Origin of the sequence: Limnobacter alexandrii, assembly GCF_005871185.1 — a bacterium.
Taxonomy (GTDB): Bacteria; Pseudomonadota; Gammaproteobacteria; order Burkholderiales; family Burkholderiaceae_B; genus Limnobacter; species Limnobacter alexandrii.
Map to the genome: position 1 here is coordinate 1 of NZ_SWKN01000006.1, position 26,681 is coordinate 26,681.

The 26,681-nt window shown below is 53.0% G+C and carries 27 protein-coding genes and 1 tRNA gene; 12 read left to right on the forward strand and 16 right to left on the reverse strand.

The window, feature by feature from the left end:
- Positions 1-288: hypothetical protein (locus tag FCS97_RS16585; RefSeq protein WP_212746414.1), on the forward strand; the 288-nt coding region annotated here is incomplete at its 5' end.
- A gap of 84 nt (positions 289-372) precedes the next feature.
- Here FCS97_RS16585 and FCS97_RS00260 read toward each other — a convergent pair.
- Positions 373-1,149, reverse strand: coding sequence for an enoyl-CoA hydratase (locus FCS97_RS00260; RefSeq protein ID WP_138515525.1), 777 nt, complete (start codon positions 1,147-1,149; stop codon positions 373-375).
- 151 nt (positions 1,150-1,300) lie between these two features.
- Between FCS97_RS00260 and FCS97_RS00265 the strand changes: the two genes are divergently transcribed.
- Genes FCS97_RS00265 through FCS97_RS00285 form a run of 5 tightly spaced genes read left to right on the forward strand, consistent with a single transcriptional unit; the run spans position 1,301 to position 6,728 of the window.
- The gene (locus FCS97_RS00265) at positions 1,301-2,047 is read left to right on the forward strand and encodes an SDR family NAD(P)-dependent oxidoreductase (RefSeq protein WP_138515527.1); all 747 of its coding nucleotides are present in this window, start codon (positions 1,301-1,303) and stop codon (positions 2,045-2,047) included.
- 28 nt (positions 2,048-2,075) lie between these two features.
- The gene (locus FCS97_RS00270) at positions 2,076-3,356 is read left to right on the forward strand and encodes an FAD-binding domain-containing protein (protein WP_138515529.1); all 1,281 of its coding nucleotides are present in this window, start codon (positions 2,076-2,078) and stop codon (positions 3,354-3,356) included.
- 2 nt (positions 3,357-3,358) lie between these two features.
- Positions 3,359-3,841, forward strand: coding sequence for a DUF3429 domain-containing protein (locus tag FCS97_RS00275; protein ID WP_171035097.1), 483 nt, complete (start codon positions 3,359-3,361; stop codon positions 3,839-3,841).
- A gap of 48 nt (positions 3,842-3,889) precedes the next feature.
- Positions 3,890-4,873: an acrylyl-CoA reductase (NADPH) gene (acuI, locus tag FCS97_RS00280; RefSeq protein WP_138515533.1), complete on the forward strand. Its 984-nt coding sequence runs from the start codon at positions 3,890-3,892 to the stop codon at positions 4,871-4,873.
- Positions 4,874-4,889: 16 nt separating this feature from the next.
- Positions 4,890-6,728: a M61 family metallopeptidase gene (locus FCS97_RS00285; protein ID WP_171035098.1), complete on the forward strand. Its 1,839-nt coding sequence runs from the start codon at positions 4,890-4,892 to the stop codon at positions 6,726-6,728.
- Here FCS97_RS00285 and trpC read toward each other — a convergent pair.
- The 7 genes from trpC to rpe all read right to left on the reverse strand — a co-directional run bounded on the left by trpC (position 6,722) and on the right by rpe (position 12,800).
- Entirely contained in the window at positions 6,722-7,510 is a 789-nt protein-coding gene (trpC, locus tag FCS97_RS00290; RefSeq protein ID WP_138515538.1) for an indole-3-glycerol phosphate synthase TrpC, read from the reverse strand. The two genes, FCS97_RS00285 and trpC, sit on opposite strands and share 7 nt — an antisense overlap.
- Positions 7,511-7,519: 9 nt before the next feature.
- Positions 7,520-8,557: an anthranilate phosphoribosyltransferase gene (gene trpD, locus FCS97_RS00295; protein WP_138515540.1), complete on the reverse strand. Its 1,038-nt coding sequence runs from the start codon at positions 8,555-8,557 to the stop codon at positions 7,520-7,522.
- Positions 8,558-8,605: 48 nt separating this feature from the next.
- Positions 8,606-9,190, reverse strand: coding sequence for an aminodeoxychorismate/anthranilate synthase component II (locus FCS97_RS00300; RefSeq protein ID WP_138515542.1), 585 nt, complete (start codon positions 9,188-9,190; stop codon positions 8,606-8,608).
- A gap of 89 nt (positions 9,191-9,279) precedes the next feature.
- The gene (locus tag FCS97_RS00305; RefSeq protein WP_138515544.1) at positions 9,280-9,831 is read right to left on the reverse strand and encodes a hypothetical protein; all 552 of its coding nucleotides are present in this window, start codon (positions 9,829-9,831) and stop codon (positions 9,280-9,282) included.
- 99 nt (positions 9,832-9,930) lie between these two features.
- Positions 9,931-11,433, reverse strand: coding sequence for an anthranilate synthase component I (gene trpE, locus FCS97_RS00310; RefSeq protein ID WP_138517737.1), 1,503 nt, complete (start codon positions 11,431-11,433; stop codon positions 9,931-9,933).
- Entirely contained in the window at positions 11,433-12,113 is a 681-nt protein-coding gene (locus FCS97_RS00315; protein WP_138515546.1) for a phosphoglycolate phosphatase, read from the reverse strand. The genes trpE and FCS97_RS00315 overlap by 1 nt, the downstream gene beginning before the upstream one ends.
- A 6-nt stretch (positions 12,114-12,119) precedes the next feature.
- On the reverse strand, positions 12,120-12,800 hold the full coding sequence (gene rpe / locus FCS97_RS00320) for a ribulose-phosphate 3-epimerase (protein WP_008253168.1): 681 nt from the start codon (positions 12,798-12,800) through the stop codon (positions 12,120-12,122).
- 151 nt (positions 12,801-12,951) lie between these two features.
- Here rpe and apaG point away from each other — a divergent pair, with 151 nt between their 5' ends.
- On the forward strand, positions 12,952-13,335 hold the full coding sequence (gene apaG / locus FCS97_RS00325) for a Co2+/Mg2+ efflux protein ApaG (protein WP_138515548.1): 384 nt from the start codon (positions 12,952-12,954) through the stop codon (positions 13,333-13,335).
- On the opposite strand, the gene FCS97_RS16495 is transcribed toward apaG, so the two are convergent.
- Entirely contained in the window at positions 13,332-13,478 is a 147-nt protein-coding gene (locus FCS97_RS16495) for a hypothetical protein (protein WP_171035099.1), read from the reverse strand. The two genes, apaG and FCS97_RS16495, sit on opposite strands and share 4 nt — an antisense overlap.
- Between FCS97_RS16495 and mltA the strand changes: the two genes are divergently transcribed.
- Positions 13,477-14,721 (forward strand): murein transglycosylase A, encoded by a 1,245-nt coding sequence (mltA, locus tag FCS97_RS00330; RefSeq protein WP_171035100.1) that lies wholly within the window; start codon positions 13,477-13,479, stop codon positions 14,719-14,721. The genes FCS97_RS16495 and mltA overlap by 2 nt on opposite strands.
- Positions 14,722-14,740: 19 nt before the next feature.
- Here mltA and FCS97_RS00335 read toward each other — a convergent pair whose 3' ends face one another.
- Together FCS97_RS00335 and FCS97_RS00340 are read right to left on the reverse strand one after the other, a co-directional pair.
- Positions 14,741-15,550, reverse strand: coding sequence for a DsbC family protein (locus FCS97_RS00335; RefSeq protein ID WP_138515552.1), 810 nt, complete (start codon positions 15,548-15,550; stop codon positions 14,741-14,743).
- Between the two features lie 86 nt (positions 15,551-15,636).
- The gene (locus FCS97_RS00340; RefSeq protein ID WP_138515554.1) at positions 15,637-16,863 is read right to left on the reverse strand and encodes an FAD-dependent monooxygenase; all 1,227 of its coding nucleotides are present in this window, start codon (positions 16,861-16,863) and stop codon (positions 15,637-15,639) included.
- 127 nt (positions 16,864-16,990) lie between these two features.
- On the opposite strand from FCS97_RS00340, the gene FCS97_RS00345 reads away from it, so the two are divergent.
- The 4 genes from FCS97_RS00345 (at position 16,991) to FCS97_RS00360 (ending at position 21,264) form a co-directional block, all read left to right on the forward strand.
- Positions 16,991-17,066: transfer RNA gene (locus tag FCS97_RS00345), tRNA-Phe, on the forward strand.
- A gap of 168 nt (positions 17,067-17,234) precedes the next feature.
- Positions 17,235-19,622 carry a GAF domain-containing protein gene (locus FCS97_RS00350; protein ID WP_138515556.1) on the forward strand — a complete coding sequence of 796 codons (2,388 nt, stop codon included), beginning with the start codon at positions 17,235-17,237 and terminating at the stop codon, positions 19,620-19,622.
- Between the two features lie 41 nt (positions 19,623-19,663).
- On the forward strand, positions 19,664-20,812 hold the full coding sequence (locus FCS97_RS00355; protein WP_138515557.1) for a hypothetical protein: 1,149 nt from the start codon (positions 19,664-19,666) through the stop codon (positions 20,810-20,812).
- Positions 20,809-21,264, forward strand: coding sequence for a hypothetical protein (locus FCS97_RS00360; RefSeq protein ID WP_138515559.1), 456 nt, complete (start codon positions 20,809-20,811; stop codon positions 21,262-21,264). Before FCS97_RS00355 ends, FCS97_RS00360 begins: the two co-directional genes overlap by 4 nt.
- A gap of 30 nt (positions 21,265-21,294) precedes the next feature.
- On the opposite strand, the gene FCS97_RS00365 is transcribed toward FCS97_RS00360, so the two are convergent.
- The 5 genes from FCS97_RS00365 to FCS97_RS00385 form a co-directional block, all read right to left on the reverse strand.
- On the reverse strand, positions 21,295-21,561 hold the full coding sequence (locus FCS97_RS00365; protein WP_138515561.1) for a hypothetical protein: 267 nt from the start codon (positions 21,559-21,561) through the stop codon (positions 21,295-21,297).
- A 45-nt stretch (positions 21,562-21,606) separates the two neighbouring features.
- Positions 21,607-23,043, reverse strand: a complete 1,437-nt coding sequence (locus FCS97_RS00370) for a pilus assembly protein TadG-related protein (RefSeq protein ID WP_138515563.1) — start codon at positions 23,041-23,043, stop codon at positions 21,607-21,609.
- A 162-nt stretch (positions 23,044-23,205) separates the two neighbouring features.
- Complete coding sequence (locus FCS97_RS00375; protein WP_138515565.1) at positions 23,206-23,616, reverse strand: DNA-binding transcriptional response regulator; 411 nt, start codon at positions 23,614-23,616, stop codon at positions 23,206-23,208.
- Between the two features lie 92 nt (positions 23,617-23,708).
- Positions 23,709-24,332 (reverse strand): ParA family protein, encoded by a 624-nt coding sequence (locus FCS97_RS00380; RefSeq protein ID WP_138515567.1) that lies wholly within the window; start codon positions 24,330-24,332, stop codon positions 23,709-23,711.
- A 45-nt stretch (positions 24,333-24,377) separates the two neighbouring features.
- Positions 24,378-26,606: a penicillin acylase family protein gene (locus FCS97_RS00385; RefSeq protein ID WP_138515570.1), complete on the reverse strand. Its 2,229-nt coding sequence runs from the start codon at positions 26,604-26,606 to the stop codon at positions 24,378-24,380.
- Positions 26,607-26,681: the final 75 nt, after the last annotated feature.

The following is a 26,681-nucleotide window of genomic DNA, read 5'->3' on the forward strand; positions in this document are numbered from 1 at the left end:
TCGAAATTTCTGCTAACCTTGCCGCTCTTCACTACTGTCTCGTTACCACCTGAGACCCTGAAGAACCGCTTGTTTGCTTCGTTTCGTGCTGCTTGTCGTGCAGCAGAGAAACGAGATTATGCACATCAATCCAAAACCTGTCAAACACTTTTGCGAAGAAATTTGTATTTTTCTGCAACACAGCAAAAGTGTGTTCCAACCACCCCACAAGCCGACGAAAACAAGCCCCTGACGTACAAGGATTTTTTTCAGAGTTGCACAAAAAACAGGCTCCCGAAGGAACCCTGAAAATATTTCAATTTTTTGACGCGCCCGCTGTGTTTAAGGCATCTCTGATGGAATTAATTCCGAATTAATTCCAAAAATTCTGCTTTATTTGTTCTTGAAATCGGGTTTTCGCTTCTCAACAAAGGCGGTCATGCCCTCTTTCTGGTCTTCCGTCGCAAACAAACTATGGAACATACGACGTTCAAACAACATTCCTTCCGACAAAGAGCTTTCAAATGCGCGATTAATGCTCTCCTTGGCCATCATTACAGAGGGATTCGAATAAGCGGCGATCACTGTGGCGGCCTCAATGGCCTCATCCAGGCATTTGTCCGCCGGCACGACACGTGAAACCAGGCCGGCACGCTCTGCTTCCGCAGCATCCATCAAGCGGCCGGTCAAACACAGGTCCATTGCCTTTGCTTTACTGATTGCGCGCGGCAAGCGCTGCGTGCCGCCAGCGCCGGGAATAATGCCAAGCTTGATTTCAGGTTGCCCAAACTTGGCAGTGTCGGCACAAATGATGAAGTCGGTCATCATGGCCAATTCACAACCACCCCCCAAAGCAAACCCACGCACCGCTGCAATCACAGGCTTGCGTACGTTGCGAATGGTTTCCCAGTTGCGGGTGATGTATTCGCTTTTGTACACGTCCATATAGGTAAACGAGGCCATGGCTCCAATGTCGGCGCCAGCAGCAAAGGCTTTCTCGCTTCCTGTAATTACCATGGCACCAATGTTGTCGTCGGCATCAAAGGCCATCAAGGCATCGCCCAACTCACTCATCAGTTGATCATTCAGTGCATTCAATACCTGTGGGCGGTTCAAACGCACCAGGCCCACTTTGCCGATGGTTTCTACGAGGATGGTTTCATATGTCATGGTCAGTCTCCTGCTTATTAATAGGGATGTGGAAAGTCTAACCGCTCAAATTCGAGGAATTGAAGACTGGAAAGAGTTTTGAAGGAAGACGTGACTTTATTTCTTGTCTAGGACAAAATAGGGGCACTTTGGACAAAACAGGCAGTAAAGAATGACAAAGTGCGTATTTGTAATGGGCGCCAACAGTGCGATCGCCCAAGAGTTGATTCAGTTGTGCGTGAATTCAGACCAAGAGGTGATTGCGGCAGGCCGAGATATCGCCGTACTTGAGGCGTTGTACGGTCAGACCTCGGGTGTGCATATAGTAGAAGCGCAGGCATGTGATTCGGCCTCGGTTGACAGAGCCTTTGAAACAGCAGCCAGCATGGGCAAACAGGTCAACGGCTATGCGCATTGTGTGGGTTCCATTCTGGTGGCCCCGCTGACCAAAACCACCGATTCTCAGATTGACAACGTGATGCAGGTCAACCTGCTCTCGGCCATGTATGGGCTGAGGGCCTTTTTGAGACAAGCCAAAGCCCAAGGCCAAGGTGGTTCAGCCGTTCTGGTTTCAACCTGCGCAACTGGAATTGGCGTACCCAATCACGAAGCAATTGCAGCCGCGAAGGCTGGGGTTGAGGGCTTGGCGAAATCAGCGGCAGCCACGCATGCGGCAGACAACATTCGGATCAATGTGGTGGCTCCTGGTCTCACAGACTCCCCGATTGCCTCGGCTTTTCTAAAAAGCGACATGATGCGGGCAGCCAGTGCAAAGCAATATCCACTGCAAGGTGTAAACACACCTGCTGAAGTGGCACAGGCCATGCATTGGTTGTTGAGCGACGGCGCCAGCCGGATGACCGGTGCTGTATTGAACGTCGATGGGGGGTTCCGGAACATCCGCCCACTTGTGAAGTAAACCCGATTCGATAAATAAAAGGCCAGCCATGCAGTACCAGAAACCCCACAAATTTGAACCCAGCCGCCGTGCCGCATTGAATGCGCTGGCGAATGTGGACCCGGCACTTTACAGTCGCACCCGAAATTTTCTGGATGGGGCGGTGACATGTTTGTCGCCGTGGATTACCCATGGCTATTTAAGTGTTCGGGAAGCCACCCAAATACTGATAGAAAAATATCGCCTGAGTTTTGAAGACAAATTGATCTTTGAGTTCGCTTGGCGGGAGTTTTTCAAACATGCACATGCCGAACTGGGCAACGGCATATTAAGTGATGTACGCAGACCAGTTTGGTCGGGCAGATACAACCAACAATTGCCGGACGATATCCGGGAAGGCCGAACCGGGGTTGAAGCAATCGATGCTGGTGTGGCCCTGCTTTACGAGACGGGCTACTTGCACAACCATGTGCGAATGTGGATTGCCTCTTATGTCGTACACATGCGCAAAGTGCACTGGAAAGTGGGTGCTGACTGGATGTACGCCCACCTGTTGGACGGCGATTTGGCTTCCAACCACCTGAGCTGGCAATGGGTGGCAGGTACGTTCAGCCACAAGCCCTACGTGTTCAACTCGGACAATGTGAAGAAATACGCGTCGAAATGGGACTGCAGTGGCACAGCCATCGACACGGACTATGAAGACCTTGAATCAATCGCGCGAAGCAAGCGTGATGTGGGGCGCGAAAAAAGTGCGCCTGCGGTGGGCCTGGAAGAGCCTATTCGCCATGACTTTGATCTCGAACTGTTGAGCGACACACTGAAGCGCAAGACGGTGGATCTTCGACAACAGGCTGGGGTCGAGTCTGGCAGCTCCCTGATGAGCAATTTCAAGAAGATCAATCTGGTTCACCCCTGGGACTTGAAGGCCTGTTTTGATTTGACACAAAGCGGCGAGTTGCGCGTGGGGCTAATTGAGTGCGCATTTCACAAAGCGCACCCCTGGAACACACAACGATGGGATTTCGTGCTGAATGCCATGGAAACCGGTTGCGACCAAGTCTGGATTGTGAATACGGATGACATTGGACACTGCGCAAACATGCTGGCACGGTTTATTCAAACAGGTGCGGAGTTTGAGTTGAAAGAAACCTTGAATTCAGGCTATTTGACCATGGGGCGATGTTTTCCGGTTCGATGGAGGCTGGAAGACAAGCTTCTGCCAAACCCACCCCGTTTTCAGCAAAGTTTTTCACGTTTTTACAGAGAGGCAACCATGATGGCAGGCAGCCTGGAAGAAGCCGTGCATGGCGGTCTTTTGGTGGATTGACGATGGCACAAGCATTGAAAACCCACTGGATGAATGTTCTTGGCTACGCAGGTTTGATTCCTTTTATAGGCCTGGCCGTGCTGACAGGAATTTACAGTGACACTGAAACTGCCGCGAAACTGGCCAACTACAACCTGGTGTACGCACTGTGCATTGTTTCCTTTTTGGGTGCGGTGCATTGGGGATTGGCCATTTCACTGAGTAGCCAGGATCAGCCTGCCTACCTCGCAGGGCTGGATCAGGCAGAATTTGAAACACGAAGTTTTATCTGGGGCGTGACGCCCTCGCTTTTGGCCTGGTTGGCCGGTGCATTTTCGCCGCCTGAATTCACCTTGTGGATTCTCGCGCTGATTCTGGCTTTGGTGTGGTTGGTGGACCAACGTTTTTTAAAGCCCATGAAAGCGTTTGATGCCTACCTGCGCTTGAGAAACCACCTCACATTGGGCGCAATTCTTGGATTGTTGACAACCGCCTGCTTTGTCTAATGGTGTAGTCTTGTTTCAAGACTGATCAACAGCAAGGAAGGGACAAGTATGTTTAAGGCGGTATTTCTTCAGAAAAACGAACAGGGCGAATTCAAAGCCAGTGTTGAACAACTGGATGAAAGCCAGCTGCCCGAATCTGGCGATGTGCTGGTTCAAATATCCCACTCCACACTGAATTACAAAGACGGCCTGGCCATTTGTAACAAGTCGCCTGTGGTGCGCCAGTGGCCGATGGTGGCGGGCATCGACGGTGCTGGCACTGTGCTGGAAAGCGCCCATCCGGGATTCAAACCTGGCGATGACGTGATTTTGAACGGCTTCGGCGTGGGCGAAACTCATTGGGGCTGCCTGGCCGAAAAAGCGAAATTAAAAGGCGACTGGCTGATCAAACGGCCAGAAGGTTTGAGTGCAGCCCAAACGATGGCCATTGGCACCGCTGGCTACACAGCCATGTTGTGCGTTCTGGGTCTGGAAAAAGGCGGCGTGAAACCCGAGCACGGTGAGATTTTGGTGACAGGCGCAACCGGCGGCGTCGGCAGCATTGCCATTGCGCTGTTGAGCAAGCTGGGCTACACCGTGGTGGCCACCAGTGGGAAACCTGATCAAGCCGACTTTCTGAAAGGCTTGGGTGCCAGCGAGGTGATGGATCGCAAACTGTTGAGCGAACCCGGGAAACCTTTGCAACGCGAGCGTTGGGCCGGTGTGGTGGACTGTGTAGGATCGCACACCCTTGCCAACGCTTGTGCACAAACCAAATACGGTGGCACAGTGACTGCATGTGGCTTGGCCCAGGGCATGGACCTACCCTCGTCAGTGGCTCCATTTATTCTGAGGGGTGTCACCTTAAGGGGTATTGATTCTGTGATGGCACCACTGCCGGTTCGAGAGGAGGCGTGGCGCAGGTTGGCTTCTGACCTTGATTTGAAAAAGCTGGACCGCCTGTCGCACACCATTTCGCTGGAAGGTGCCATTGAGGCAGCCGCTCAAATTATGGCAGGAACACACACTGGCCGAGTACTGATTAAAATTTAATCCACAGACAATGACCATGTTGCATTACCAGGTCGCGGTGGCAGACCCGAAAGGCCACTACTTCGATGTTCAGTTGCAATTTGAAATTGCCAGGGAACAACTACAGGGCAAGGATGAGGAGCGCTGGATTGACCTCAGCTTGCCGGCCTGGATTCCTGGTAGCTACTTGATTCGCGAGTTTGCAAAGAACGTCCTGTTTGTGCGAGCGCGTGTTGGCCATGTTGAAACCACATGCGCCCGGGAAAGAAAAGACACCTGGCGTGTGCATGTGGATGGCGCGCAGATTGGTTCAGTTTCCCAATCGCTTTTAATACAGTGCGAATGGCGAGTGTACGCTTGGGACCTGTCAGTGCGCGGTGCCCACTTGGATGACACCCACGGTTTTTTCAATGGCACCAGCCTGTTTCTTTGCCCGAAAGGGTTTGAGCACGCACCAGTTGAGTTAAGCATCACCAGACCCGGAGAGAATTTGCCGGACTGGCTGATTGCCTGCGGCTTACCCACCCAAGCGGGAACTTTGAAAGACCCCCACGGTTGCCCGGTGTTGCGGGCGGGGAGTATGGTGAAGTTTCAGGCCGCTGACTTTGACAGCTTGATTGACCACCCAGTAGAAATGGGTGCCTTGCAAGTTGAAAGCTTTACTGCACTTGGTGTTGAACACGTGTTCGCCGTTTACGGCGCGGATGCGGACCTGGACCTGCTGCGCATATGCAATGACCTGAAACCCGTGTGTGAAGCGCAAATTGCGCTGTTTGAACCAGAGACCAGGCAAGCGCCCTTCGAGCGCTATGTATTTATGCTGCATGCGACCGACAACGGATATGGCGGACTGGAACACAGAAACAGCACCGCCTTGCTTTTCAACGCCGGTGAACTGCCACAACGCGGCGTTGAAAAAGCACCCAAAGGTTACGAGGGCTTTCTGGGGCTTTGCAGCCATGAATACTTTCATTCATGGAATGTGAAGCGAATGAAGCCCGCTGCATTTGTTCCCTATGATTTAACACAAGAGAACTACACCCGACTGCTTTGGATTTTTGAAGGATTCACCTCCTATTACGACGATGTGATGCTGGCACGTGCGGGCAAGCTGAATGAAGAGGCTTACCTGAAAAGCATGGGTAGGAACATTGCACAAGTCATGAAGGGGCCGGGGCGTTTAAACCAAAGCGTTGCTGACAGTTCTTTCGACGCATGGACCAAGTACTACCGACAAGATGAAAACGCACCCAATGCCATTGTGAGTTATTACACCAAAGGCTCGTTGGTGGCCCTGTGTATTGATGCAGCCATTCGGCAACAAACCGGAGGACAAAAAAGCCTCGACGATGTGATGCGACTGATGTGGCAACGAAAGGGTTTGACTGGCGAGGGCCTGCGCGAAGATGAATTCCCGCGTTTGGTGCTTGAAGCCACAGGCATTGAATTGAGCCGGGAAATTGCACAGTGGACAGACAGCACCGACGAGCTGCCATTGGGCGATGCGCTAAAAGCCTATGGATTGACATTAAGCCAAAGCCAAAATGAGGAACAGATTTACCTGGGCCTGCATGGTCAATTCAAACCAGAAGGCATGTTGGTGAAACAGGTGATCAATGGCAGCCCTGCCCATGCCAGCGGAATTTCAGCAGGCGATCTGCTGGTGGCCATGGGTGGAAAAAGACTGACTGAGACGCACTACAAACGGCTGTTGGCCTCAAGCCAGCCAAGCACTGAGGTGCATGCAATTGGATTTCGCGCTGAGCGATTGATGGAGTTTGATTTGCTGGCAGGAAAACCTGCGTCGAATGAATGGACGATCAAGAAACTAGAACAGATTGAAGGCAAGACAGTTCCTGCCCCTTGGCTTCAGTAGAAAAGATCAGCCAATGCCTGACCGGGCGAGGGTGCCCGCATGAATGCCTCGCCCACCAAAAATGCGTGAATGTCGTTGGTGCGCATCAATGCGACGTCATCTCGCGTTGAGATACCGCTCTCTGTGATCAACAAATGTTCCGGGCCCACTCGACCTTTCAAGTCGAGTGTGGTTTGTAGTGACGTTTCGAAAGTTCGCAAATTGCGGTTATTGACGCCAATCAGGGGCGTTTTCAATTGCAAGGCAATGTCCATTTCTTGTGCGTCGTGCACTTCCACAAGCACATCCATACCCAGCTCATTCGCGCATTGCTCAAGCTCCAGAAGTTGAGGTAACTGCAAGGCAGAAACAATCAACAAAATGGCATCGGCACCCAAACCACGGGCTTGAACAACCTGATAGGTGTCGATGATGAAGTCTTTGCGAATGCAGGGTAAACCGCTGGCTTCGCGGGCCATGTCGAGGTATTGAGGTGCGCCTTTGAAGTATTGAATGTCAGTGAGAACTGACAAGCAAGTTGCACCATGCTCGGCATAGCTTTTGGCGATTTCGACTGGATCGAAGGGTTCTCGCAAAATGCCTTTGCTGGGGCTGGCACGTTTCACTTCAGCAATGACAGCGGGCAGGCCTTTGGCCACCGCTGTTTTCATGGCATTGGCGAAACCCCGCGTTGGGGCCAGACGAGCAGCTTTGGCCAACCACTGTACTTCAGACAAGACCTGCTTGCCCTGCGCAATTTCTTCGCGTTTGGTGGCCAGAATTTTGTCAAGAATGTCGCTCATGTTGCTGCCTTATTGCTCAATCGACTTGGTGAAGTCGACGAATTCATTGAGTTTGCGGATTGCCGCGCCACTGGACACCGTTGCGCGTGCAACATCAATACCCTCTTTCAGGCTGCCAGCTATTCCTGCTGTGTACAGCCCCGCTGCACTGTTGAGCAATACGATGTCGCTGATTGCACCGCCCTGGCCATTCAATGCATGGAAAATTTTGTCCCGGGACTCTTGAACCGAACCCGCGTGCAGGCTGCTGTGCGAGGCGCGGGCAAGACCGAAGTCTTCAGGCTTGATGCTGTAGTGCCTGATTTCACCATCGCGTAGCTCAGCAATTTTTGAGTCGCACTCAATACAAAGCTCGTCCATGCCATTTTCGCCGTGCACGATGAGCGCTTGAACAGACCCCAGGCGCCGGAGCACCTCAGCCTGCAATTCCAGCAAATTGGCGCTGTACACACCCATGACCTGCCGCTTGGCGTTGGCAGGGTTGGTCAGTGGACCGAGTATATTGAATACGGTGCGCACACCCAGTTCTTTGCGGACCGGGCCGGCAAACCGCATGGCGCTGTGATGATTTGGCGCAAACATGAATCCGATACCCACCTTGGCAATTGATTCTGCAACTTGTGCTGGCTTCAGATTGATATTGGCCCCGAGCAATTCAAGTACATCAGCGCTGCCTGAATTGGAGGACACACTGCGACCGCCATGCTTGCCCACTTTCGCACCCGCAGCTGCCAGCACAAACATGCAGGCAGTCGAGATGTTGAATGTTTGCGCACCGTCGCCACCCGTGCCGCACAAATCGACCGCCTCGGTACCGGCGGGCAGTTCAACCGGCGTAACCAGGTCGCGCATGACTTGCGCGGCTGCAGCCACTTCTTCTGCGGTTTCGCCTTTGACACGCAAACCCACCAACAAACCTGCAATTTGAGCTGTGGTAAGGCCGCCGCTCAACAATTGCTGGAATGCATTGCGGGTGAGCTCATGCGACAAGTCTTGCCCGGCAAGCAGTTGATTCAAAGTGGCGGGGTAATTAAATGGCTGCGACATGACGTTGGCTGGTTAGGGTAAAGGTTGGGTACGTGTAGTGCCGACAAATCAGGCCGCGACGGGCGACTTGACTCGCTTCAGGAAATTTTTCAACAGATCGTGGCCGCGATCACTCAAAATGGACTCCGGGTGAAACTGAACACCCTCAACATCGAGTGTTTTGTGGCGCACGCCCATGATTTCGCCATCGGCGGTTTCAGCGGTGACTTCCAGGCAATCGGGCAGGTTTTCACGCTCGATGGCCAGGGAATGATAGCGAATGCAGGTTAGAGGATTGGGCAAACCTTCGAACACGCCTACATTTTGATGATGCACTGGGGATGTTTTGCCGTGCATGATGGTTTTTGCCCGAACTACCTTGCCACCAAAGGCCTCCCCAATGGCCTGATGCCCCAGGCACACGCCCAATACGGGCACAACCCCAGCCATGCGCTGGATGATTTCAATGGACACACCGGCTTGCGCGGGTGAACAGGGGCCGGGAGACACGCACACTGCGCTGGGCTTGAGCGCCATGGCTTGATCGACTGTGATGGCGTCGTTGCGGACCACATGCACCTGCTGACCCAACTCGCCAAAATACTGGACGAGATTGAAGGTGAAACTGTCGTAATTGTCGATCATCAACAGCATGGTGAACCTGCGCCTGAAGAAGAATGTGGGGTAGATGTGCTTGATTTTCCAAAATTTTAGCACATGCACCCGACACCACCTGCCCTCACTCAAGCGTATTGCAGTGACAACACCCGATCCACCCGGTATTGAACCTGGCTGGACAATTCAAGCAATGCATTCTTGATTTCTGCGGTTTTGGGATTGGGCCGGTCCATGTACCTTAAAACCTGATCAATGGCAGCACGCGCCAGAAGCAAATGATCGCCTGTGCAACGTTGTTTAAGCCACTGAAGCTGACTGTGGGTAACCGGCCCATGGCACAAACTGTTCAGCGTTTGATTCATGACATGCAGTTGCACCTGGGCCTCACGGCCTTGCGCCCTGGAAAGCCCCAAAACATTGGCGTTGATTTCCTGAACCAGTTGAGCTGCATCGCAAGGCAAAATCACGAATCGTTGTACGCCGCGATTGCGCGCCCGCAAGATGGTTTCCTTGTCGGCCTGACAGGCCATGAGCGGAAAAAAATAAGGACCGTTGAGCAAATGAAGTGCTTCGGTGTTCGTTTGACACAATTCGACCGTACCGGGCCAGTGCGGCCGAATTGAATCGACCCAACTGTGCTTCACTGCGCCTTCATTCATTACGACCAACAATCTCATAACCACCCCAAGCTGAATTGATAATTCAAGAGTTCAGGTTATGAATAAGTCGTAAAGATGATAGCTACCCAGCCGGGGGAATTGTCCGTTCTGCTTGAATCAGTTCAACTCGCCGTCCAGGCCAGCCTGCACCAACTCTGCCGCACGCATCACCGCACGCGCCTTGTTTTCAGTTTCAAGCCATTCGCTTTCGGCAACAGAATCGGCCACCACACCGGCACCAGCCTGAACGTACAGCGTTTGGTCTTTTACTACGCCTGTTCGAATGGCAATGGCCACGTCCATGGTGCCAGTGAAACTGAGATAGCCGCAGGCACCGCCATACACACCGCGTTTGGTGGGCTCGAGTTCATCAATAATTTCCATGGCACGTACCTTGGGCGCGCCAGACAATGTGCCCGCCGGGAACGTAGCGCGCAGTACGTCCATAGCACCCATGCCTGGCTTCAAGTCGCCCTGCACATTGCTGACAATGTGCATGACATGAGAGTAGCGCTCGATGATCATTTTCTCGGTGACCTGCACTGAACCGACTTGTGCAATTCGGCCTACATCGTTGCGGGCCAGATCGATCAGCATGACATGCTCGGCAATTTCCTTGGGATCGGCCAATAACTCTTCAGCCAGAGCCGAATCCTCTTGCGGTGTTTTGCCACGCGGGCGGGTACCGGCAATGGGGCGCAAAGTGACCAGAGGGTCTTTACCCTCGACTTGGTCTTGCCGAACCAGAATTTCAGGCGATGAACCCACCACCTGAAAACTGCCAAAGTTGTAATAGAACAGATATGGCGACGGGTTCAGGGAGCGCAATGCGCGATACAACATAAGTGCATCTTGCGTGAAGCGCTTGCTGAGCCTTTGGCCCAGCACCACCTGCATCACATCGCCAGCGGCAATGTATTCCTTGGATTTGGCCACCATGTCAAAGAAGTATTCTTTGCTCATGCTGCGTTCAATCGGTGTGCTTTCACTGCTGCCTGAGACCGGAATGGCGATGGGCTGGCGAAGCTGCGCCATGAGACGTTTGACTTCGGCAACACCTTCTTCGTACGCATTGGTTTGAGTGGGGTCAACGAACACGATGAGCTGAATGGTGCCTTGAATGTTGTCGACCACCGCCATGCGATCGGTGAACATCAGGAGAATATCGGGGATTTCGAGATCATCCGCCTTTCGGCTGGCCTCCAGACGTGGCTCCATGTAGCGCACAGTGTCATAACCGAAATACCCGGCGAGCCCACCAAAAAACCGGGGGCTGCCCTTGACAGGCGGCACCTTGAAACGGGCATGGTACTGCTCGATGAATTGCAGCGGGTCGCCATTGAATGTTTCAAGTGCTTCGAGTGTGCCGTCCGCATGCTGCTGTTGCACAACCACACTATGTTCAACCACTTTGATGGTGATACTGGAGGGCAAACCGACAAAGGAATAACGGCCAGAACGTTCGCCGCCCACCACCGATTCAAGCAGGAAAGTATTGGGCTTGTTGGCCAGTTTGAAATACACCGACAAGGGCGTATCAAGATCAGCGTAGCAACGCGCGATTAATGGAATGCGGTTGTAACCTTGCGCAGCAAATGCATCAAATTCGGCTTGAGAAATCATTGTGGTACCCGTGTGCCCAGCAGGCGTTGTGCAGCTTCTTCGATTGTATTCACGATGCCATCACATGTTGTATCGTGAACTGATCGCCCTTCGTTGTAACCGTAGGGCAACAGCCAACACTCTACGCCGGCTGCGTTTGCAGCAAGTGCGTCGTTCACGGAATCGCCAATCATCAAGGCCTGAGAAGGCTCAACACCAAGCAACTTGCAGGCGTGAGTCACTGGCATGGGATCGGGTTTTTTCACAGGGCAGGTGTCTCCGCCTACGACCACCTCGAAGTAATGGGCAATGCCAGTGCGTTCAAGCAAAGGGTGGGTGAAACGCTCGGGCTTGTTGGTCACCACCGCCAACTTGTAGCCCGCATTTTTCAACAACGCCAACCCTTCTTTCACACCGGGATAAAACACCGAGTGATTGCCATTGATGTGGGTGTAGTGATTTTGCCAGTTGGCCATGGCCTGGGCATACAGTTCAGGCGAGGCCTTTTCGGTCATGCTGCCGGTCAGGCTTCGATTGACCAGATTTTCAGCGCCCTTGCCCACATACACGGCCACCGTTTCTTCGGGTAAAACAGGTTTTCCCAAGTCGACCAGCATGGCGTTCACCGCTGCGGCGAGATCAGGCACTGTGTGCAACAGGGTGCCATCCAGGTCGAACAATACTGCTTGCTTGGTCATGGTTGTTTATCTCGTAGTCGCGAGTTCTGCGCGCATTTGATCAATCACTGCCTTGTAATCAGGCTTGCCGAAAATGGCGGAGCCGGCCACAAAGGTGTCCGCACCTGCCCGGGCTATTTGGGCAATGTTGTCAGGCTTCACGCCGCCATCCACTTCAAGGCGAATGTTTTGACCGCCCTTGGCCACATGGGCATCAATTCGTTTGCGCAATTCGGCCAGCTTCACCAAAGCTTGTGGAATGAAACTTTGACCGCCAAAACCAGGGTTTACCGACATCACCAAAATAAGATCGAGCTTGTCCATGACATGATCGACCCAGGAAATTGGGGTGGCTGGGTTCAGCACAATGCCCGCCTGGCAGCCTGAATCGCGGATCAGGCCCAAAGTGCGGTCGAGGTGATCGGTGCCTTCGGGGTGAACACTGATCAGGTTTGCGCCCGCCTTGGCGAAATCGGGAATGATTCGATCGACCGGGCGAACCATGAGGTGGACGTCAATCATTGCAGTGGTGTGGGGGCGCAGGGCCTCGCACACCAAAGGACCAATGGTGAGGTTGGGCACGTAATGGTTGTCCATGACATCGAAGTGAACCCAGTCTGCGCCCGCTGCAATCACATTTTTCACCTCTTCGCCCAAGCGGGCAAAGTCAGCAGAAAGAATACTGGGAGCGATTACAAACGGGTTCATGGTTGGCCTTCGATGGAGAATTCACAAATCAAAGCAAGAGTTTAAACGAAGTTACCCCAGGTAAATGGCTTCGCTAGCGGCTTCGGATTTGTGAAATCGAGGGTTTGAAGTCATACTTGAAATTCAGAGCAACATTCACAAGCCACACCGCATGAGCAGCCCGTCACCGTATCAGTTTGAAGTTCGAGTCAGCACCCAGTTTCTGGAAGAGCAAAGTGACAAAGACAAAGGCCCTTATGTGTTCGCCTACACCATTGAAATCGAGAATGTGGGTGAGCGAACCGCACAATTGCTAAGCCGCCACTGGATTATTACCGACGCCCACAACATTGTTCAGGAAGTGAAAGGTGACGGAGTGGTGGGCGAACAACCCACCTTGCGCCCAGGCGAAAGTTTTGAATACACCAGCGGGTGCCCACTGCCTACCCCTGTGGGCACCATGAAGGGCAAATACACCTTTGTGGGTGAAGGTGGCGAACAGTTTGATGTGCCTGTGCCCGAGTTTTTACTGTCAATGCCGCGGGTGTTGCACTAATCCTTGTTTGGGGGCGACTCGGTGGTGGATGATTCTTTTTCGGACTTTTCGACCGGATGATCCACCCTGGCCCTCAAAGTCCACCACATGATGAACACGATCAGGCCCAAAGCCAAAACCATTTCTGCAATGAGTAACCACATGTTCAATCCACTCCGTTGTTGGTGGCCCAGCACTGTGCTGGCTGCCCTGATTTTATCTGGATGCGCTACTGCTCCGACTCCGAAAGCGGCGGAATGTTCATGCCCGCCTGGAGAAAAACAGGCCAAAACCGAGAAAAAAGACGAAAAACCGGCTTTGCCCCTGTTGGTGAAGTCTGACTTCTCAAGCCTGCCCGGATGGAGCAACGCCGACCATGGCCGTTTTCTGGAAGCATTTGCAGAGCAATGTTCAGTCAATGGCAATGCCTTGGCCAAACGCAAAGCCACACCCACCGGTCTGCTGGAAGCTTGCCGCAAAGCCCGACAGAATTTGAGCGGCAATGCGCTTTTGCCCGCGCAAATCTGGATGGAAGCCAACTTTGATGTGTGGCAGTTTCAGCAAGAAGACGGCAAGAAAGAAGGTTTGCTGACCGGCTACTTTGAGCCCATGCTGAAGGGCGCGCGCAAAGCACAAGGCAATTACAATGCGCCACTTTACGGCGTACCCGCTGACCTGATCACAGTGAAGCTGGATGAACAGTACCCCGAGTTAAAAGGAAAACGCCTGCGTGGCCGCCTGCAAGGCAACACGCTGGTTCCATTTTTTGACAGGGCAGAATGGGAGCGCCTTGGACCAGATCGCGAAAAACCGATTGTTTGGGTGGATGACAAACTGGACGCGTTTTTGCTGCAAGTTCAGGGTTCAGGCCGGGTGACCTTGCCGGACGGCAGCGTGATTCGATTGAGCTATGCGGAGCAAAACGGCCACCCCTACAAATCCATTGGCAAAGTGTTGGTGGATCGCGGAGAACTGACTGCCGCACAAGCCACCATCCCCGGCATCAGAAACTGGGCGAAAGCCAACCCAGGGAAGCTTGACGATTTGTTGAATGCCAACCCGAGCGTGGTGTTTTTCAAGGAAAACAAAGTGCTTCGCCCGCAGGAAGGCCCGGTGGGCGCAATGGGCGTTCCCTTGACCGGCAAACTCAGTTTGGCCATCGACCGCGAAAAGATACCCTATGGCAGCCCGATCTGGATTGAATCCAGTAACCCGGTGACTAACATGCCGATTGCGCAGGGCACCTTGGCACAAGACACAGGTGGTGCCATTCGGGGACGGGTACGTGCCGACTATTTTTGGGGAACTGGGGAGGAGGCAGGCGCGGCCGCTGGCCTGACTCGCCAACCCTTGAAGATGTGGCTGATTTGGCCCAAGGGCACGCCACTGCCCGAAGGCGGGAGCTAGGCCCCCGGAACCGAAATAGTTACTTAGACCGTGATGCCGCTGCAATGCGGCGATTCAGGTCAGCAGAAGGGATGGCACCACTGACACGTGTGCCGTCCTGGAAAAACACAGTAGGTGTGCCAGAAACACCCATTCCACGCCCCAAGCTGACCAGATCTTCGATAGGCGGGTTGCAATTGCCGTTGCCCGTGGGCGACTGGTCTTTCAGCATCCAGTCATCCCACATTTTCGACTTGTCGCTGGCACACATCACTTTCTGCGCTTTATCTACTGAGTCTCGGCCCAAAACCGGATACACATAGGTGTATACCGTGGTGTCCTGCAGCTTGGTTAAAGTTTCCTTGCGAAAGCGTTTGCAGTATCCGCAGTTCGGATCTTCAAACACAGCAATTTTGCGACTTCCCGTGCCATACACGGTTTTAAGGGCAAGGCCCAAAGGCAAGTCTTTCTCGAAATTGATCGCATTGAGTTTGTCCAGCCGGGCCTCTGTCAAATTGGCCATGGATTTGCTTTCAAGCAACTCACCCAGAATCATGTGACTTCCGCTAGCATTGGTATATATGATTTTCTTGGTACCGTTGTGGTTCACCACCACTTCAAACAAACCATCAATGAACTCAATGTCGTTCACTGAAATTACCTTGACACCAGAAGCTCCCAAAGACTCATTCACAGCAGCGGTGATGCGATCGACCTGAGATTTGCTTGCCGCCGCCTGCACTGGCTGAACCGACTGGGACAAAGCCCAGGCACCTGCTGACAAAGCGATTACGGAGAAAACAACAGCACCGCTGCGCTTACGAAGGGACAAAGGGAGATTAAATTTCATAGGCCTGCTTGGGTAAAAATGATGAATTGTATTTAGGACACGCTCGAAGGCAATTTGTTCATTGCGCCAGGAATTTAAGGGTGAATTTACCGCATGGCCTGCTGAGACAACCAACGCTTGAGCATGGGTAACTGGTTGACAAGGTGCATGCCTTTGTTGCGCACCCAGGCGGCGCCCGGCAAGTCGAGCCTGAACAGGGTGTGCAAGCCATCGGTCAAAAAATGCACCGGCGTGCAAGCCGCTTTGCGGCGGCGCTCCCAGGCGCGCCACAGTTGTTCATCAGCCAGCCCCAAGCGCTGCACAGCCAAAAGGCGCTTGCGCGAGGTGAGCAAATTGGCCAACTCGGCTGCGTCCTCCAAGCCAAGGTTCAACCCTTGCCCAGCCAGAGGGTGAATAACATGGGCGGCATCGCCCATCAACACAACACCGTTGTCAAACCACACCGGCGCAACGCCGTGCTTGAGCGGAAAGGCATATGTTTTACCCACAGGCACCAAATCGCCATACAGTTCTTGAACTGCACCGCCCGAAATGGATTGCACTCGGCTGACCAGGTCAGAGGAGCCGAGTTGTAATAAAGCCTGAGACTGAGACAGTGGTAAAGACCACACCATGGAGACATGCGGGCCAGGCAAGGGCAACATGGCCAAGACCGAATCGCCAGCAAACCATTGACGCGCAGCGCCGTGATGCGGCTTTTCGATGGCAAAGGTGGTAACCACGCCTTCAGCACTGTAATCATCAAGCGGAAAATCAAGACCAGCCTGCTTGCGGGTTTCGCTTTGCGCACCGTCTGCGGCAATCAGCAAAGGGACACGCACGGTTTTCAGGTTCGTGACCACCGCCCAACCCTCTTTTTCGCGGGACAGACCTTCCACCCTTGCATCCAGCCAATCAATGCCCGGCTGGTAACGCATGGCCGCAAACAGCACATCATAGAGGCAGCTTTGTTCGATAATCCAGGTGAGGTAATCAACCCCGGTGTCACTGGCATTAAACCGCAAATGGCCTTGCGCATCGCCGCTGGAATCGCCCCAAACCTGCATCTCCGTGACAGGCTGCACTTTTTCGCTCGGGATGTTGTCCCACACCCTTAAGCGGTCCAGCACCCGTTGACTGCGATGCGACAGGGCAAATACACGGGGATCAAAACGTTGATCGGGATTGGGCTGAAACTGGGGGGGACGAGCACCCACCACCAACACCTTGAAACCAGCACTGGCCAACACCAGCGAGGCCACCAGCCCAACAACGCCACAACCAATAATGGCGACATCGTGATTCTGGGACTGCGTGCTTGCTGGATTGCTCATGGACTCTCAATGACCGGCGTGATGAATTATTAAACATGCTACAGCGATTTTGCATTTCTTGTTTGCGCAACGTGAAAGTTTCGGATAAACTTGCGGGCTTCGGTAGTGAACACCACCGAAAACGCGTGGCCGAGTAGCTCAGTCGGTAGAGCAGAGGATTGAAAATCCTTGTGTCGGCAGTTCGATTCTGTCCTCGGCCACCACCACCCCCCGGTACCACTCTGGTACGCCTAGAAAGGGGAGCCCCCCTACTGTATTTCCCAACGCTATTTCAGCGCTTTCGTTAGCTGTTACACTTGATTCACAACAATTAAATCAAGAGTGGCGCCACGCCCTGCTTCACAACGCCGCACTGAGCACTGAATGGATCCATGACCAAGCCCAATGAGGTGGCCGAGGCTTTAAGACTGGCCGAGCTGTACCAACTCGCAATTCTGGACACTCAACCCGAGGAGGGTTTCGAAGCAGTAGTTGATTTAGGCGTGTCTGCCTTCAATTGCTCGAGTTGCATTGTTTCATTTGTCGACTCGGATCGGCAATGGTTCAAAGCCCGACGCGGCTTTAACAGCCTGAACGCGGACGAAACCCCACGCGATATTTCAATTTGTACCCACACGATCAAAAAAGATGAACCCATGGTCATCCCGGATTGCACCGAGGATGAGCGTGTCAGGGACAGCCCGCTGGTCAGTGGTTCACCCTGGATTCGGGCGTATTTGGGCGTACCGATCAAAACCCCGACCGGGGCCAGAGTGGGTACTTTTTGCCTGATTGACACCAGCCCGAGAAACTGGAGCAGCGCCGAAATCAAAATGGCGAGCTCAATGGCGGCGCTGGTTGAAGTTTCGCTGGCGAACCGGCATCAAAACGCGCTGGAAAACCGCTCTCGTGAGTCGATTTTTCAAGACAGCCACCGCAGTGACTTTTCGGGTCGTGAATCGTCGTATGCCAGCTGGCGACGAGTTGGCGACGATAATTTCATTGCATTGTCGCCCAACCTGGAAGATTGGCTTTGCCTGAGCAACAGCCCCAGAATCAACTGGGCCTGGTTCAATAATTTGGTGGTGAGGGAGCATCGGCACGATGTTGAACTTGCAAGACAAACTGGCGACGGACAAACATTCCAATACCAAATTCAGTTGCCCAATGGCCGCCTGCTGACTTTGAAAGAACGAACCTACACCTCACCCGAAGAAGAAGGCGAGGCGTTGACCGTAGGACTGATTCAGAAGATTGCCATATCAGCGCAATTGCCGCCTGCCGCCTTGCATGGCAGGCCTGACCCCTTGGACATGCTGAAATCCACGGCAATGAGTTTTCTGGCTGAATCAACACGCGGCAAACTTGTACTGGATCTGAATTACCAGTTGGTGCAACTTGGACAGGTGGATGACGCAGAACTTCATCGACTGAAAAATAACCAGTCCATTCTGGACTTCATTTATGAAGAGGACAGGGACGATCTGGTTCGAGGCATGGAAACCGTGCTTGGCACTCGCCTGAAGCAGAGAGTATTTGCCAGAATCAGATTACCGGGCGACAAACCCGCATGGGCGAGATTTGTCATTGAGCGACCTGCCCCAGGCGTTGAAACCAGTCGTAAAGCCTTGGTACTGACGTACACCAAGATGGTCAACGAGTCGACCATGGTAGACCGCAATCTGCTTGACCAAACCCTGTTGAACATGACGGAAAAGCTGGGCGGCCTGGGTACCTGGTTTTACCATGTGGACAGCGGCCTGCTGAAAGTGAGCGAACAATTCAAGTTGATCTGTAAAGCCCATGATCAGCCTTTGGGCAGCATATTTGAGTTAACAGAATTGTTGGGCAAATTAACTGGCAAGAACATGGCATCGACCTTGATTGAATGCATCAACAATCGCCACCCAGCCAAAATTGAATGTGAGGTCAACCTGGATCGCCTGACCGGTCATCGCTGGTTTCGCTTCAGTTTTCAACCAATCAGCAACGGCTTGGGTGGTAGCAGTGGTCTGTACGGTTCCGTCGAGGACATCACGCATACCAAACATCTCGCGCAAGAGTTGTCTCGCAAAAGCAAAAGCCTGAACCAGGTGTTGAACACTTTGACCGACGGGACTTTTGAGCTGAATGAGGCGCTTCAACTAGAGTCTATTGATGCGCTGGCCAGGCCTTTGATTCTGGGCAAGGAGGCATTTGTTCACCAAGCGGCAATTGCAGATGTATTACCCACACTGGACACGCAGGAACTGCGTCAACGCCAGGCAGCATTAAAACGGGAAGGTCACGCCAAAGACTTTGAGTTTTTCAATGCCCGAACAGAGCGTTGGTTGCGATTCAAATTTTTGCCACGAGATGAAGGAATGACTGTTCTACTGCGCGATATCACCTCGCGCAAATCGATGTACAGGGATCTGTTCATGGTGGGCTCTGCAATTGAGCAAATCAACGAAGTAATTTTGGTGGCCAATGACCTGGGCAGTAACCCTACGTCATTTCAGTGTATTTACTTGAACTCAGCCTTTGAAAATGTAACCGGACAGGCCGTGTCAAAATGGTTGGGGCGCAACCCCTATCCCTTGATTGCAGACCGTTTGCCCCTTCGAGATTTCCGAAAAGTACTTGTGCATTTGCTCAAGCGCGAAAAACTCACGATTAAAACCCGATATGAAACAGACAGTGGAACCTACACCCCCTGCGAAATATTGGTGTCGCCTTTTGTCGACAAAGAATCGGGAACGCCTTGGTCTTTGATTGTTTTCAGACCTGCAAGCACCTGATAATGACCACACTCTAAAAATAATATGTATTGAGCCTGCTTTTGAACTTTGCCATCACCTTTCACAAACTGCTGAAAGCCGTCGCGCTTGTGTCGGGGTTTGCGCTTGCCCATGGGCAGGCCTTGGCCGTGGACTATTCACTCAGTGGATTTGGAACCGTTCAATACACGCAAGGTGACAACGAACGGAAGTACCTGCGTTTCGTGGATGAAGACGGCACCTTCAAAGTCAACTCGATTTTGGGTGCACAACTGGATGTTCAGCTGACCGAGCAATTCAGCGCGACGGTCCAGTATGTTGTTGCCCCAAAGCAAAGACGTGACGAAGGTGTTGAATTTGACAACCGCTGGGCATTCTTGAAATACAAGCCCAACGACAACTGGCATTTCAAACTGGGGCGGCAACGACTCAACTACTACCTCGATTCAGAGAACCTGGATGTTGGTCACACCTATGTACCAGCCAACCTCAGCCCGGAGGTTTACTTCAACGCGGGCGTGCTTTCCATCGATGGCTTTTCGGCGAACTACAACTTTGAGGACGCCAGCGGAAGATATTGGGGAGTTCAAGCGATTACTGGTAACCGGGACATTGTTCAACGGCTTGCTGGATTTAATCAGGACTTTCCGCTGAATTCGTTTGAAATTGCTGGACTGGTGTTAAGCGTGCAGGGCGAACGATATCGAATCCAAATTGCGCACCACGGTGCAGAAGTGGATCGTGTGTTGACTCAGGTCAATGGTGTTCAGCTTACCGATGGTCGACTGGACGCCAACGCAAGATTCACCAATCTTGGGGCCGAGTATCGCTGGGACCTGTACACCTTGCGCGGAGAGTTGAGTCAAACAGAATTGGCCACGTCCCAAAGTGGCATCATCACCGGCAGTGGATTGCCGCGGATTACGCAATCGGCGCCCAAGTTTGAGGAGCATGGCGCGAACCTCCTTCTGGTGCGCAAAGTATTTGAACAACACGCAGTGTACGGAAGCTACGGACGATTCATTTCTGAATTCGACGATCAGTACTCTTTCGCGATTGGTGGCAAATACAATCTTGACGCTTCGAGTTCAATCAAACTCGAGCTTCAGCATGTGGTTGAAAAAAGCAACCGGCCGCAACTGTCAGACAACCGCATCCCCAACACAACGTTCAATTTCCTGAGCGTGTCCTACAACTGGGTGTGGCAATGAGTGCGCGCGTCTCCAGGATTGTCAGGGCCACGGCATCGATTGGCTTGTATTTAATCCTTGGCGTGGTAGGGGCAGCCTCAGCGGAAGTGTATGTGGTTTCATCCGCGTCGCTCCCCATCAATGAGATTGCAAAACGCGAGTTGCGCAGCATTTACAAAGGACGCTTAAGCCAAGTAAATGGCCATCGCCTGACCCCATTGAATTCAGCGCCGGGCACAACAGACCGCGATGCATTTTTAGAACGCATCATGAATTTGAACGAGCTGGATTACACCGGCTACTGGCACGTGCGCCGATACACCGGCCAAGGCACGCCTCCCACAGAGGTTGGAAATCAGGAAGAACTCTTTGCCGCACTCAAAGCGCAGCCTGATGGCATTGGCTACCTGTGGGTGCCAAACGGCAGCAAACCAAAACTTCCGGATGGACTCAAATTGATCCGGCTGAAATAAGCCAAGCAGTCTCCGCCTGGCTTTATTGCCTTATTCCTTGGTGTAGCCCTTGCTCAGGGGTAGCCACCAAGTGAAACCAAACACCAGTGTTTTCATAACTACTTTACCGACTGGCAAGTTCAGTGCTCGCAGGCGATTAATGGCCAAGGGAATTTCAAGCACATGCGCCAACAAAATGATGGCGGCAAACAGTGTGAGAAAAGGAACATGAAAACCCAAAAGGCCAACCAAGGGAACAATCAGCCAAAAAACCACCAAGCCTGCTTGCAGCCCGTACCAAACCCGTTGTTCACCCATGCGTGTCCCCTGCCGTTATTAATATTGAGATGAGCGAAGTTTAACTCAACGGGTGAGCACTGCCGTGTTGAAGCAATCCATGTTGTCGACTTGAACATAAACTTCATTGGCTTCTAGCCCCAACACTTCAAAAATTTCATCGAGCCCACTGCCCAATGAGTTCAATGCGCCCCGCAAAACCGGGTTGGTTGCCAGCACAGTCAGTATTCCGTTGAGCGCATTGACACCGGTATTCAAATTCGTCAGCAAATTGCCCACACCCTGTGAGGCTTCGAAGCTGTAAGAGGTTGTGACAATCGGATCGGGATAACCCACCATCGACACGTCGTTTGCGCTGCCGCTGCCCACATTCGCATTGATCGATCTCTGCCCCAACAGCGGCAGTGATGGCAAACGCAGCGCGGCGGCAATGGGTGTTGAATCCAGGTCGACCGCAACCGATGAGTCGGATTGGGGCAATCGGCAATCAATGTCCTTGATGTCGACGGAGCCGCCACCCGCTGTGACGGTGAGGTCCAACACGCCGATTCGGGTCGATACAGCCAACTGCTCAGTGCGGGCCGTGGCAATCACCCTGCCATCCGTGTTCAATTTGGTGGCCACAAACAATTGGGGAGGATTGAGTACCGACACATTGAGTGTATTGCCCAAGTTCAGGCGAATGCCGTTGCCCCCAACGCCACTGGCCGCCGCAAAGCTGGATGCAAACGCCAAATTGCCCAGACGCACTGAGGTGCCCGCAAATTCGGAATCGCCGCTGGTGTCTGCTGACAGTATTTGACTCAAAAGAAAATCAACCGTATCGACCGGACCGTTGCCTGGTATAGCCACCACCGGGGCGTCAGGACCAGCAACGTTCAGTGCTGCATCCAACAGTTGCGCAGCCGTCACCTCTGTATTCAGCAAACGCGCCATGTCCAGTTGATCGCCTGCACTGAACACGCCCAGTTCCACGCCCAACTGCAACAAATCAACCTGGGCATTCGAAGCCAACAGCCCCTGGAAACCCAGCAAGTTCAGACGCAATTCAGAGCCGATGGCGCTCATCAGCGGAGAAAGACCCGAACCATTCAGATTCAAGGCCAACAGATTGGTACCTACCAAACCCGAGATAACCGGGGTGACAGTGGCTTCGGCCACCGCCACAACGGATTCAGTGCCCAGAAAGGCGGCGGGCACATTGCGCACCACGCGCACCAAAACTGAACGTTCGCAGGCGTTGGCGGGCAGCAAGGTGTCAGTGCCCCGAACGTTGCAATTGATCGAAATACTGTCACTGGCGTCATCCAGGCCATTGCGCCTTGCATAATCCACCGCCGCCGTGAAACCCTGGGATGAATTGGCAATGTCGCTTGCCGCAGTCTTGGCAGCCAGATCGGCAATGCGCTGCACTTCTTCCCTTTCCCACACCACTTGACCCAGGCCCAATACGGCCAAAGCGCCCACCGCCATCAACATGGTGAACACCGTGAGGATGGTCATGACCCCGCGCTGGCGATATGACGGAGATACGAGCTTGGAATTGAATGAAGACATGTTGGTGCGGCGAAGGCAAACAAGCCTGATTTTGCATCAAAAAGCTTGAATTTGATATCGCAAGCTAAGGGCGATTGCGCAGTCAGATCAAGTTTTGCGGTGTTGGGCCTACTTGCCGTCTTTGAGAAACTTGCCAAGAATTCGCTTGCCCGGCGCCAAACGTCCCACCAAGGCTTTGGCCACACTGGCAATGATTTCCATGGGTGCAGCCAATCGGGAGGTTTGCGCGTGAGCCCCCAATTCCTGCAAGGTTGCGCTATCAAGCACGCCTGTTTTGCCTTGGAGCAAAACAACGCCCAATTCGGGATTGTTGGCTTTGATTTGGTGAAGCAAAGAAGATTGACTGGCCTGTTCGGCGTCAACCAACATGACTTTTACTGAATATTGGTCAATCGAGCGTTCCGCGGCAGGCAAGCCAGCGCAAGACAAAACTCGCTCAAACTGGTTAGAAGCACTTAATTGTGCTTCCAGCGCCAGGCGCGAATCTTGGTCCGAATCGACAATCAGCACCGTGGTCATTGCCCCCTCCTTTTGGTGTTTGGAGGTTGTTTAGCAATTAAGGTGCCAGAAACTCAAGGGCAATTTGGCCTGTTTTGGTGCAGAACCAAATATTAGCCCCTGCCGAGCAGGCCCTTGACTTCCCGCCACAAGCTTTCAATTTCCGCAGCCGCCTTGGAGTTGGGCGCAAATTCATTGACTGATTTGCCCAGGCCCACACTGATCACAAAGTCGTTGCGCTCGTGCACGATGGTGCGGCAAATTTTGGCAGTGGCTTTAAGTTGCTCAAAAACAATTTCAGGCGTGCTGCTGAATACTGAGGCACCGTTGATGACCCAGGTAACCTTGCTGCCAGCATCGGAAGCCCATTCGAGGGTGCTGCTTGCGCTGTGAATGTCCAGCGGGCTTGCCTTGGTGGGAATCAACACCAGGTCCGCATGCTCCAAGGCATCCTTGACCCATTTTTTATCCGTGGGAGGCATGTCAACAAAGACATAGTCATACCCTTCATCTTCTAGCTCGGAAAGCTCGATCACAATGTCGTTGAAACCCACCTTGCGTACATCAGGATAGTCCGCCTCGCGCAGCGAGTCCCAAAACCTGCTGGAGCCTTGGGGATCGAGGTCGAGCAATGCTACTTTTTTCTTGCCTTGCTGACTGGCCAGGGCCGACAAATTCAAGGAAAGCGTTGTTTTGCCAGCCCCGCCTTTGCGGCTGCTAATGATGATGGTCTTCATGGGTGGACATCCTGTGCAATAGGAAATTAAAGCAATATCGAGAATTTATTCTAACCTGCCAATGCAGTGGGGAAAAAGTTGTTCAATGCGGCTTGGCCGCAACGGCATGGGTATGCTTTGCCGTGTTTGCCACAGAGGTATTTGATCGGTGAGCAGTTGACTGCCCACCCAGCCGTCTTGCCCGCCCAGTAAAACAAAGTAATTCTCGTCAGGATCAGCAAGATCCGATAGATGCCTGCTTTGAGAACCATAGCTGGTTTCATCAAAACCCCGAATCAAATTGTGTGCATTTTTCATCAAGGTTTCTCGGGAACCCGCAGCCGGAAAGGATTTCGAAGAAAAAAGCTTACCCAACAAGGGCACATGCCCAAGCACATGACGCAAACGGATTTTGTGCAAATTGCCCCAAAGCTGCCAGTGTTGGGCCCTGCGGTTTGCCTCATCCACACACTTTGGCACTATTTTCTCGCGTTCTGAATCGGCGAGACTCTCGAGATCTTCCATCAGACAGGATGTGAGATAGGACCATTGATCCATCAAACTGGGCATTCTGCCTGCGTGGCGCAAAACCGACAATTCTTTGATCAAGGCCGCCAACAAAAACTCGAATTGAAGTGCAGCAAAGCTGTCGGCCGTGTAAGCGCCACCCCACAAATCAATTGAATTGCACAACACAGTCTGTTCACTGTTGCACAAAAAAGGGCGGCAAAATTCAGCCAGTTGACTGGACAACTGGTCGGCCAGCGGAGAAGTCACATCCAGCTGCAAAGCCAACAGGCTTTGGGGACTTAATCGCTTTTGGGAATTGAACAGGGCCCGCGCCCGCATGACGCGATCATCGCCGTTGAACAAAAATCCAAGCCCCGTCACTTCTGAAGGCCGGTTGTTGGCAGACACGATGAAACCAGCGGCGGGGTTGATGACACTGGGGAAATCGCGGGCACACAACTGCTCTGACCAGTGTTCGCTGGCCAGGGCCTCGGGCAGCACCCAGTCATTTTCCGGGAAACCGGGCCGCTTGGGCAAAGTAGCCGCCAGCACATGGCCAATGTTTCCATCTGTGTCGGCCCCAAGCACATTGAGAGGTGTTACCCCCACGCCATGCATGGCCTGTTGTAACTGCTCCACATTCTGCGCCTGCATGCCCAGTAGAAAACTGGTGATTTCATCGGTGGGCCAATGCCCTGCCCAGCGCAAGGCCAGGTTGTCTTTGCCACACAAGCGACCCAATGCAGCGCAATCGGTGAGCACCGGGCCATGGGGGGAGAACCTGAGTTTCCTGGTTCGGGACCAAGAAAACCGCACCCGGATTTTTACGACTTGCTCGGCGGTGTTGTGCAAGGTGCTGTCATCAAGACGTACCAAGTCTGATGATGCTGCACGCAAATTCGTGCCGCCCCAAGCGAGGTTTGCATTTCTGCCCAACCCCAAAATTGGCACGCCCGGGAACATGAGGCCCACACACTGGTAAGTGGGTGTGCGTAGCCCCACCATCATCCAGACATTGGGCAAGTGTTGACCCAAGTGGGGGTCGTTAACCATCAATGGCTTGCCGCTTTGTGTGCGCGTGCCATGCACCACAATAGAATTGCTGCCGGAGCGAGACAGGCTGTTCAAGAACTCGCCGATTTGTTGGGCAGTACTGGGCTTATTTGAGTTGGGATTGTCGAAACTGGTGGACACGCCGGCCCCAACTCGGCGAAGCCGGTTCCACCATTCGATGAAATCGCCGGACAGGCGATGTTCGATCAATGAAAAGTAAATGGGCCAGTTCACGTCTGCGCCGGCCAGCCGACCAAACAAAAGAATGTCCAAGGGCGAGTACGGTTCAGGTTGAATACCCAAGAACTTTTCATCCACCCCGCGCTTCCGTTGTGCTTGCACGCAGTTAAGCCCGGCCACGAAGCCTTCAACCCATTCCTGGCTTTTTTTGGGCATCCTGGCCCAAATTTCAGGCGCAGCCCGACCAAAATCGAGCAGACGAATAAGATGGTCCATATCAACAAACCCACGCCCTCCCATTTCGGCCAAACGCCCTTGGGCGAGGCGCTTGAGAAATTGCAGCTGCGGTCCGCGTTGAAATTCTGTAATGGTGCCAAGTGCAAATGCACCGTCGCGGTCGGAATTAGAGACCACATAGGGAACAAAGAATTCATTGAACCGAATGAAGGTGCCTTCAGCGAAAGGCAGGTTCAAAGCCTTGAATTGTTGCAGTCGATCTTCAAGCGTGTACGTTGGGTAACGAACCGACAACCAACCCATCGCACTGGACAAGCGGGCCAACCCGCGTGCGAGTTTACGCAGCAGGGGATTTTGAGACGGACCGAGAGATTTAAGCAAAACAGCCTA

Coding starts and splice junctions, on each gene's coding strand:
- rpe (WP_008253168.1), bottom strand. CDS start 12,800: ATGAACCCGTTTGTAATCGCTCCCAGTATTCTTTCTGCTGACTTTGCC.
- FCS97_RS00285 (WP_171035098.1), top strand. CDS start 4,890: ATGTTGCATTACCAGGTCGCGGTGGCAGACCCGAAAGGCCACTACTTC.
- FCS97_RS00275 (WP_171035097.1), top strand. CDS start 3,359: ATGGCACAAGCATTGAAAACCCACTGGATGAATGTTCTTGGCTACGCA.
- FCS97_RS00380 (WP_138515567.1), bottom strand. CDS start 24,332: ATGAAGACCATCATCATTAGCAGCCGCAAAGGCGGGGCTGGCAAAACA.
- FCS97_RS00270 (WP_138515529.1), top strand. CDS start 2,076: ATGCAGTACCAGAAACCCCACAAATTTGAACCCAGCCGCCGTGCCGCA.
- mltA (WP_171035100.1), top strand. CDS start 13,477: ATGTTCAATCCACTCCGTTGTTGGTGGCCCAGCACTGTGCTGGCTGCC.
- FCS97_RS00350 (WP_138515556.1), top strand. CDS start 17,235: ATGACCAAGCCCAATGAGGTGGCCGAGGCTTTAAGACTGGCCGAGCTG.
- trpD (WP_138515540.1), bottom strand. CDS start 8,557: ATGTCGCAGCCATTTAATTACCCCGCCACTTTGAATCAACTGCTTGCC.
- FCS97_RS00315 (WP_138515546.1), bottom strand. CDS start 12,113: ATGACCAAGCAAGCAGTATTGTTCGACCTGGATGGCACCCTGTTGCAC.
- apaG (WP_138515548.1), top strand. CDS start 12,952: ATGAGCAGCCCGTCACCGTATCAGTTTGAAGTTCGAGTCAGCACCCAG.
- FCS97_RS00265 (WP_138515527.1), top strand. CDS start 1,301: ATGACAAAGTGCGTATTTGTAATGGGCGCCAACAGTGCGATCGCCCAA.
- FCS97_RS16495 (WP_171035099.1), bottom strand. CDS start 13,478: ATGTGGTTACTCATTGCAGAAATGGTTTTGGCTTTGGGCCTGATCGTG.
- FCS97_RS00375 (WP_138515565.1), bottom strand. CDS start 23,616: ATGACCACGGTGCTGATTGTCGATTCGGACCAAGATTCGCGCCTGGCG.
- FCS97_RS00335 (WP_138515552.1), bottom strand. CDS start 15,550: ATGAAATTTAATCTCCCTTTGTCCCTTCGTAAGCGCAGCGGTGCTGTT.
- trpC (WP_138515538.1), bottom strand. CDS start 7,510: ATGAGCGACATTCTTGACAAAATTCTGGCCACCAAACGCGAAGAAATT.
- acuI (WP_138515533.1), top strand. CDS start 3,890: ATGTTTAAGGCGGTATTTCTTCAGAAAAACGAACAGGGCGAATTCAAA.
- FCS97_RS00260 (WP_138515525.1), bottom strand. CDS start 1,149: ATGACATATGAAACCATCCTCGTAGAAACCATCGGCAAAGTGGGCCTG.
- FCS97_RS00365 (WP_138515561.1), bottom strand. CDS start 21,561: ATGGGTGAACAACGGGTTTGGTACGGGCTGCAAGCAGGCTTGGTGGTT.
- FCS97_RS00370 (WP_138515563.1), bottom strand. CDS start 23,043: ATGACCATCCTCACGGTGTTCACCATGTTGATGGCGGTGGGCGCTTTG.
- FCS97_RS00340 (WP_138515554.1), bottom strand. CDS start 16,863: ATGAGCAATCCAGCAAGCACGCAGTCCCAGAATCACGATGTCGCCATT.
- FCS97_RS00305 (WP_138515544.1), bottom strand. CDS start 9,831: ATGAGATTGTTGGTCGTAATGAATGAAGGCGCAGTGAAGCACAGTTGG.
- FCS97_RS00300 (WP_138515542.1), bottom strand. CDS start 9,190: ATGCTGTTGATGATCGACAATTACGACAGTTTCACCTTCAATCTCGTC.
- FCS97_RS00360 (WP_138515559.1), top strand. CDS start 20,809: ATGAGTGCGCGCGTCTCCAGGATTGTCAGGGCCACGGCATCGATTGGC.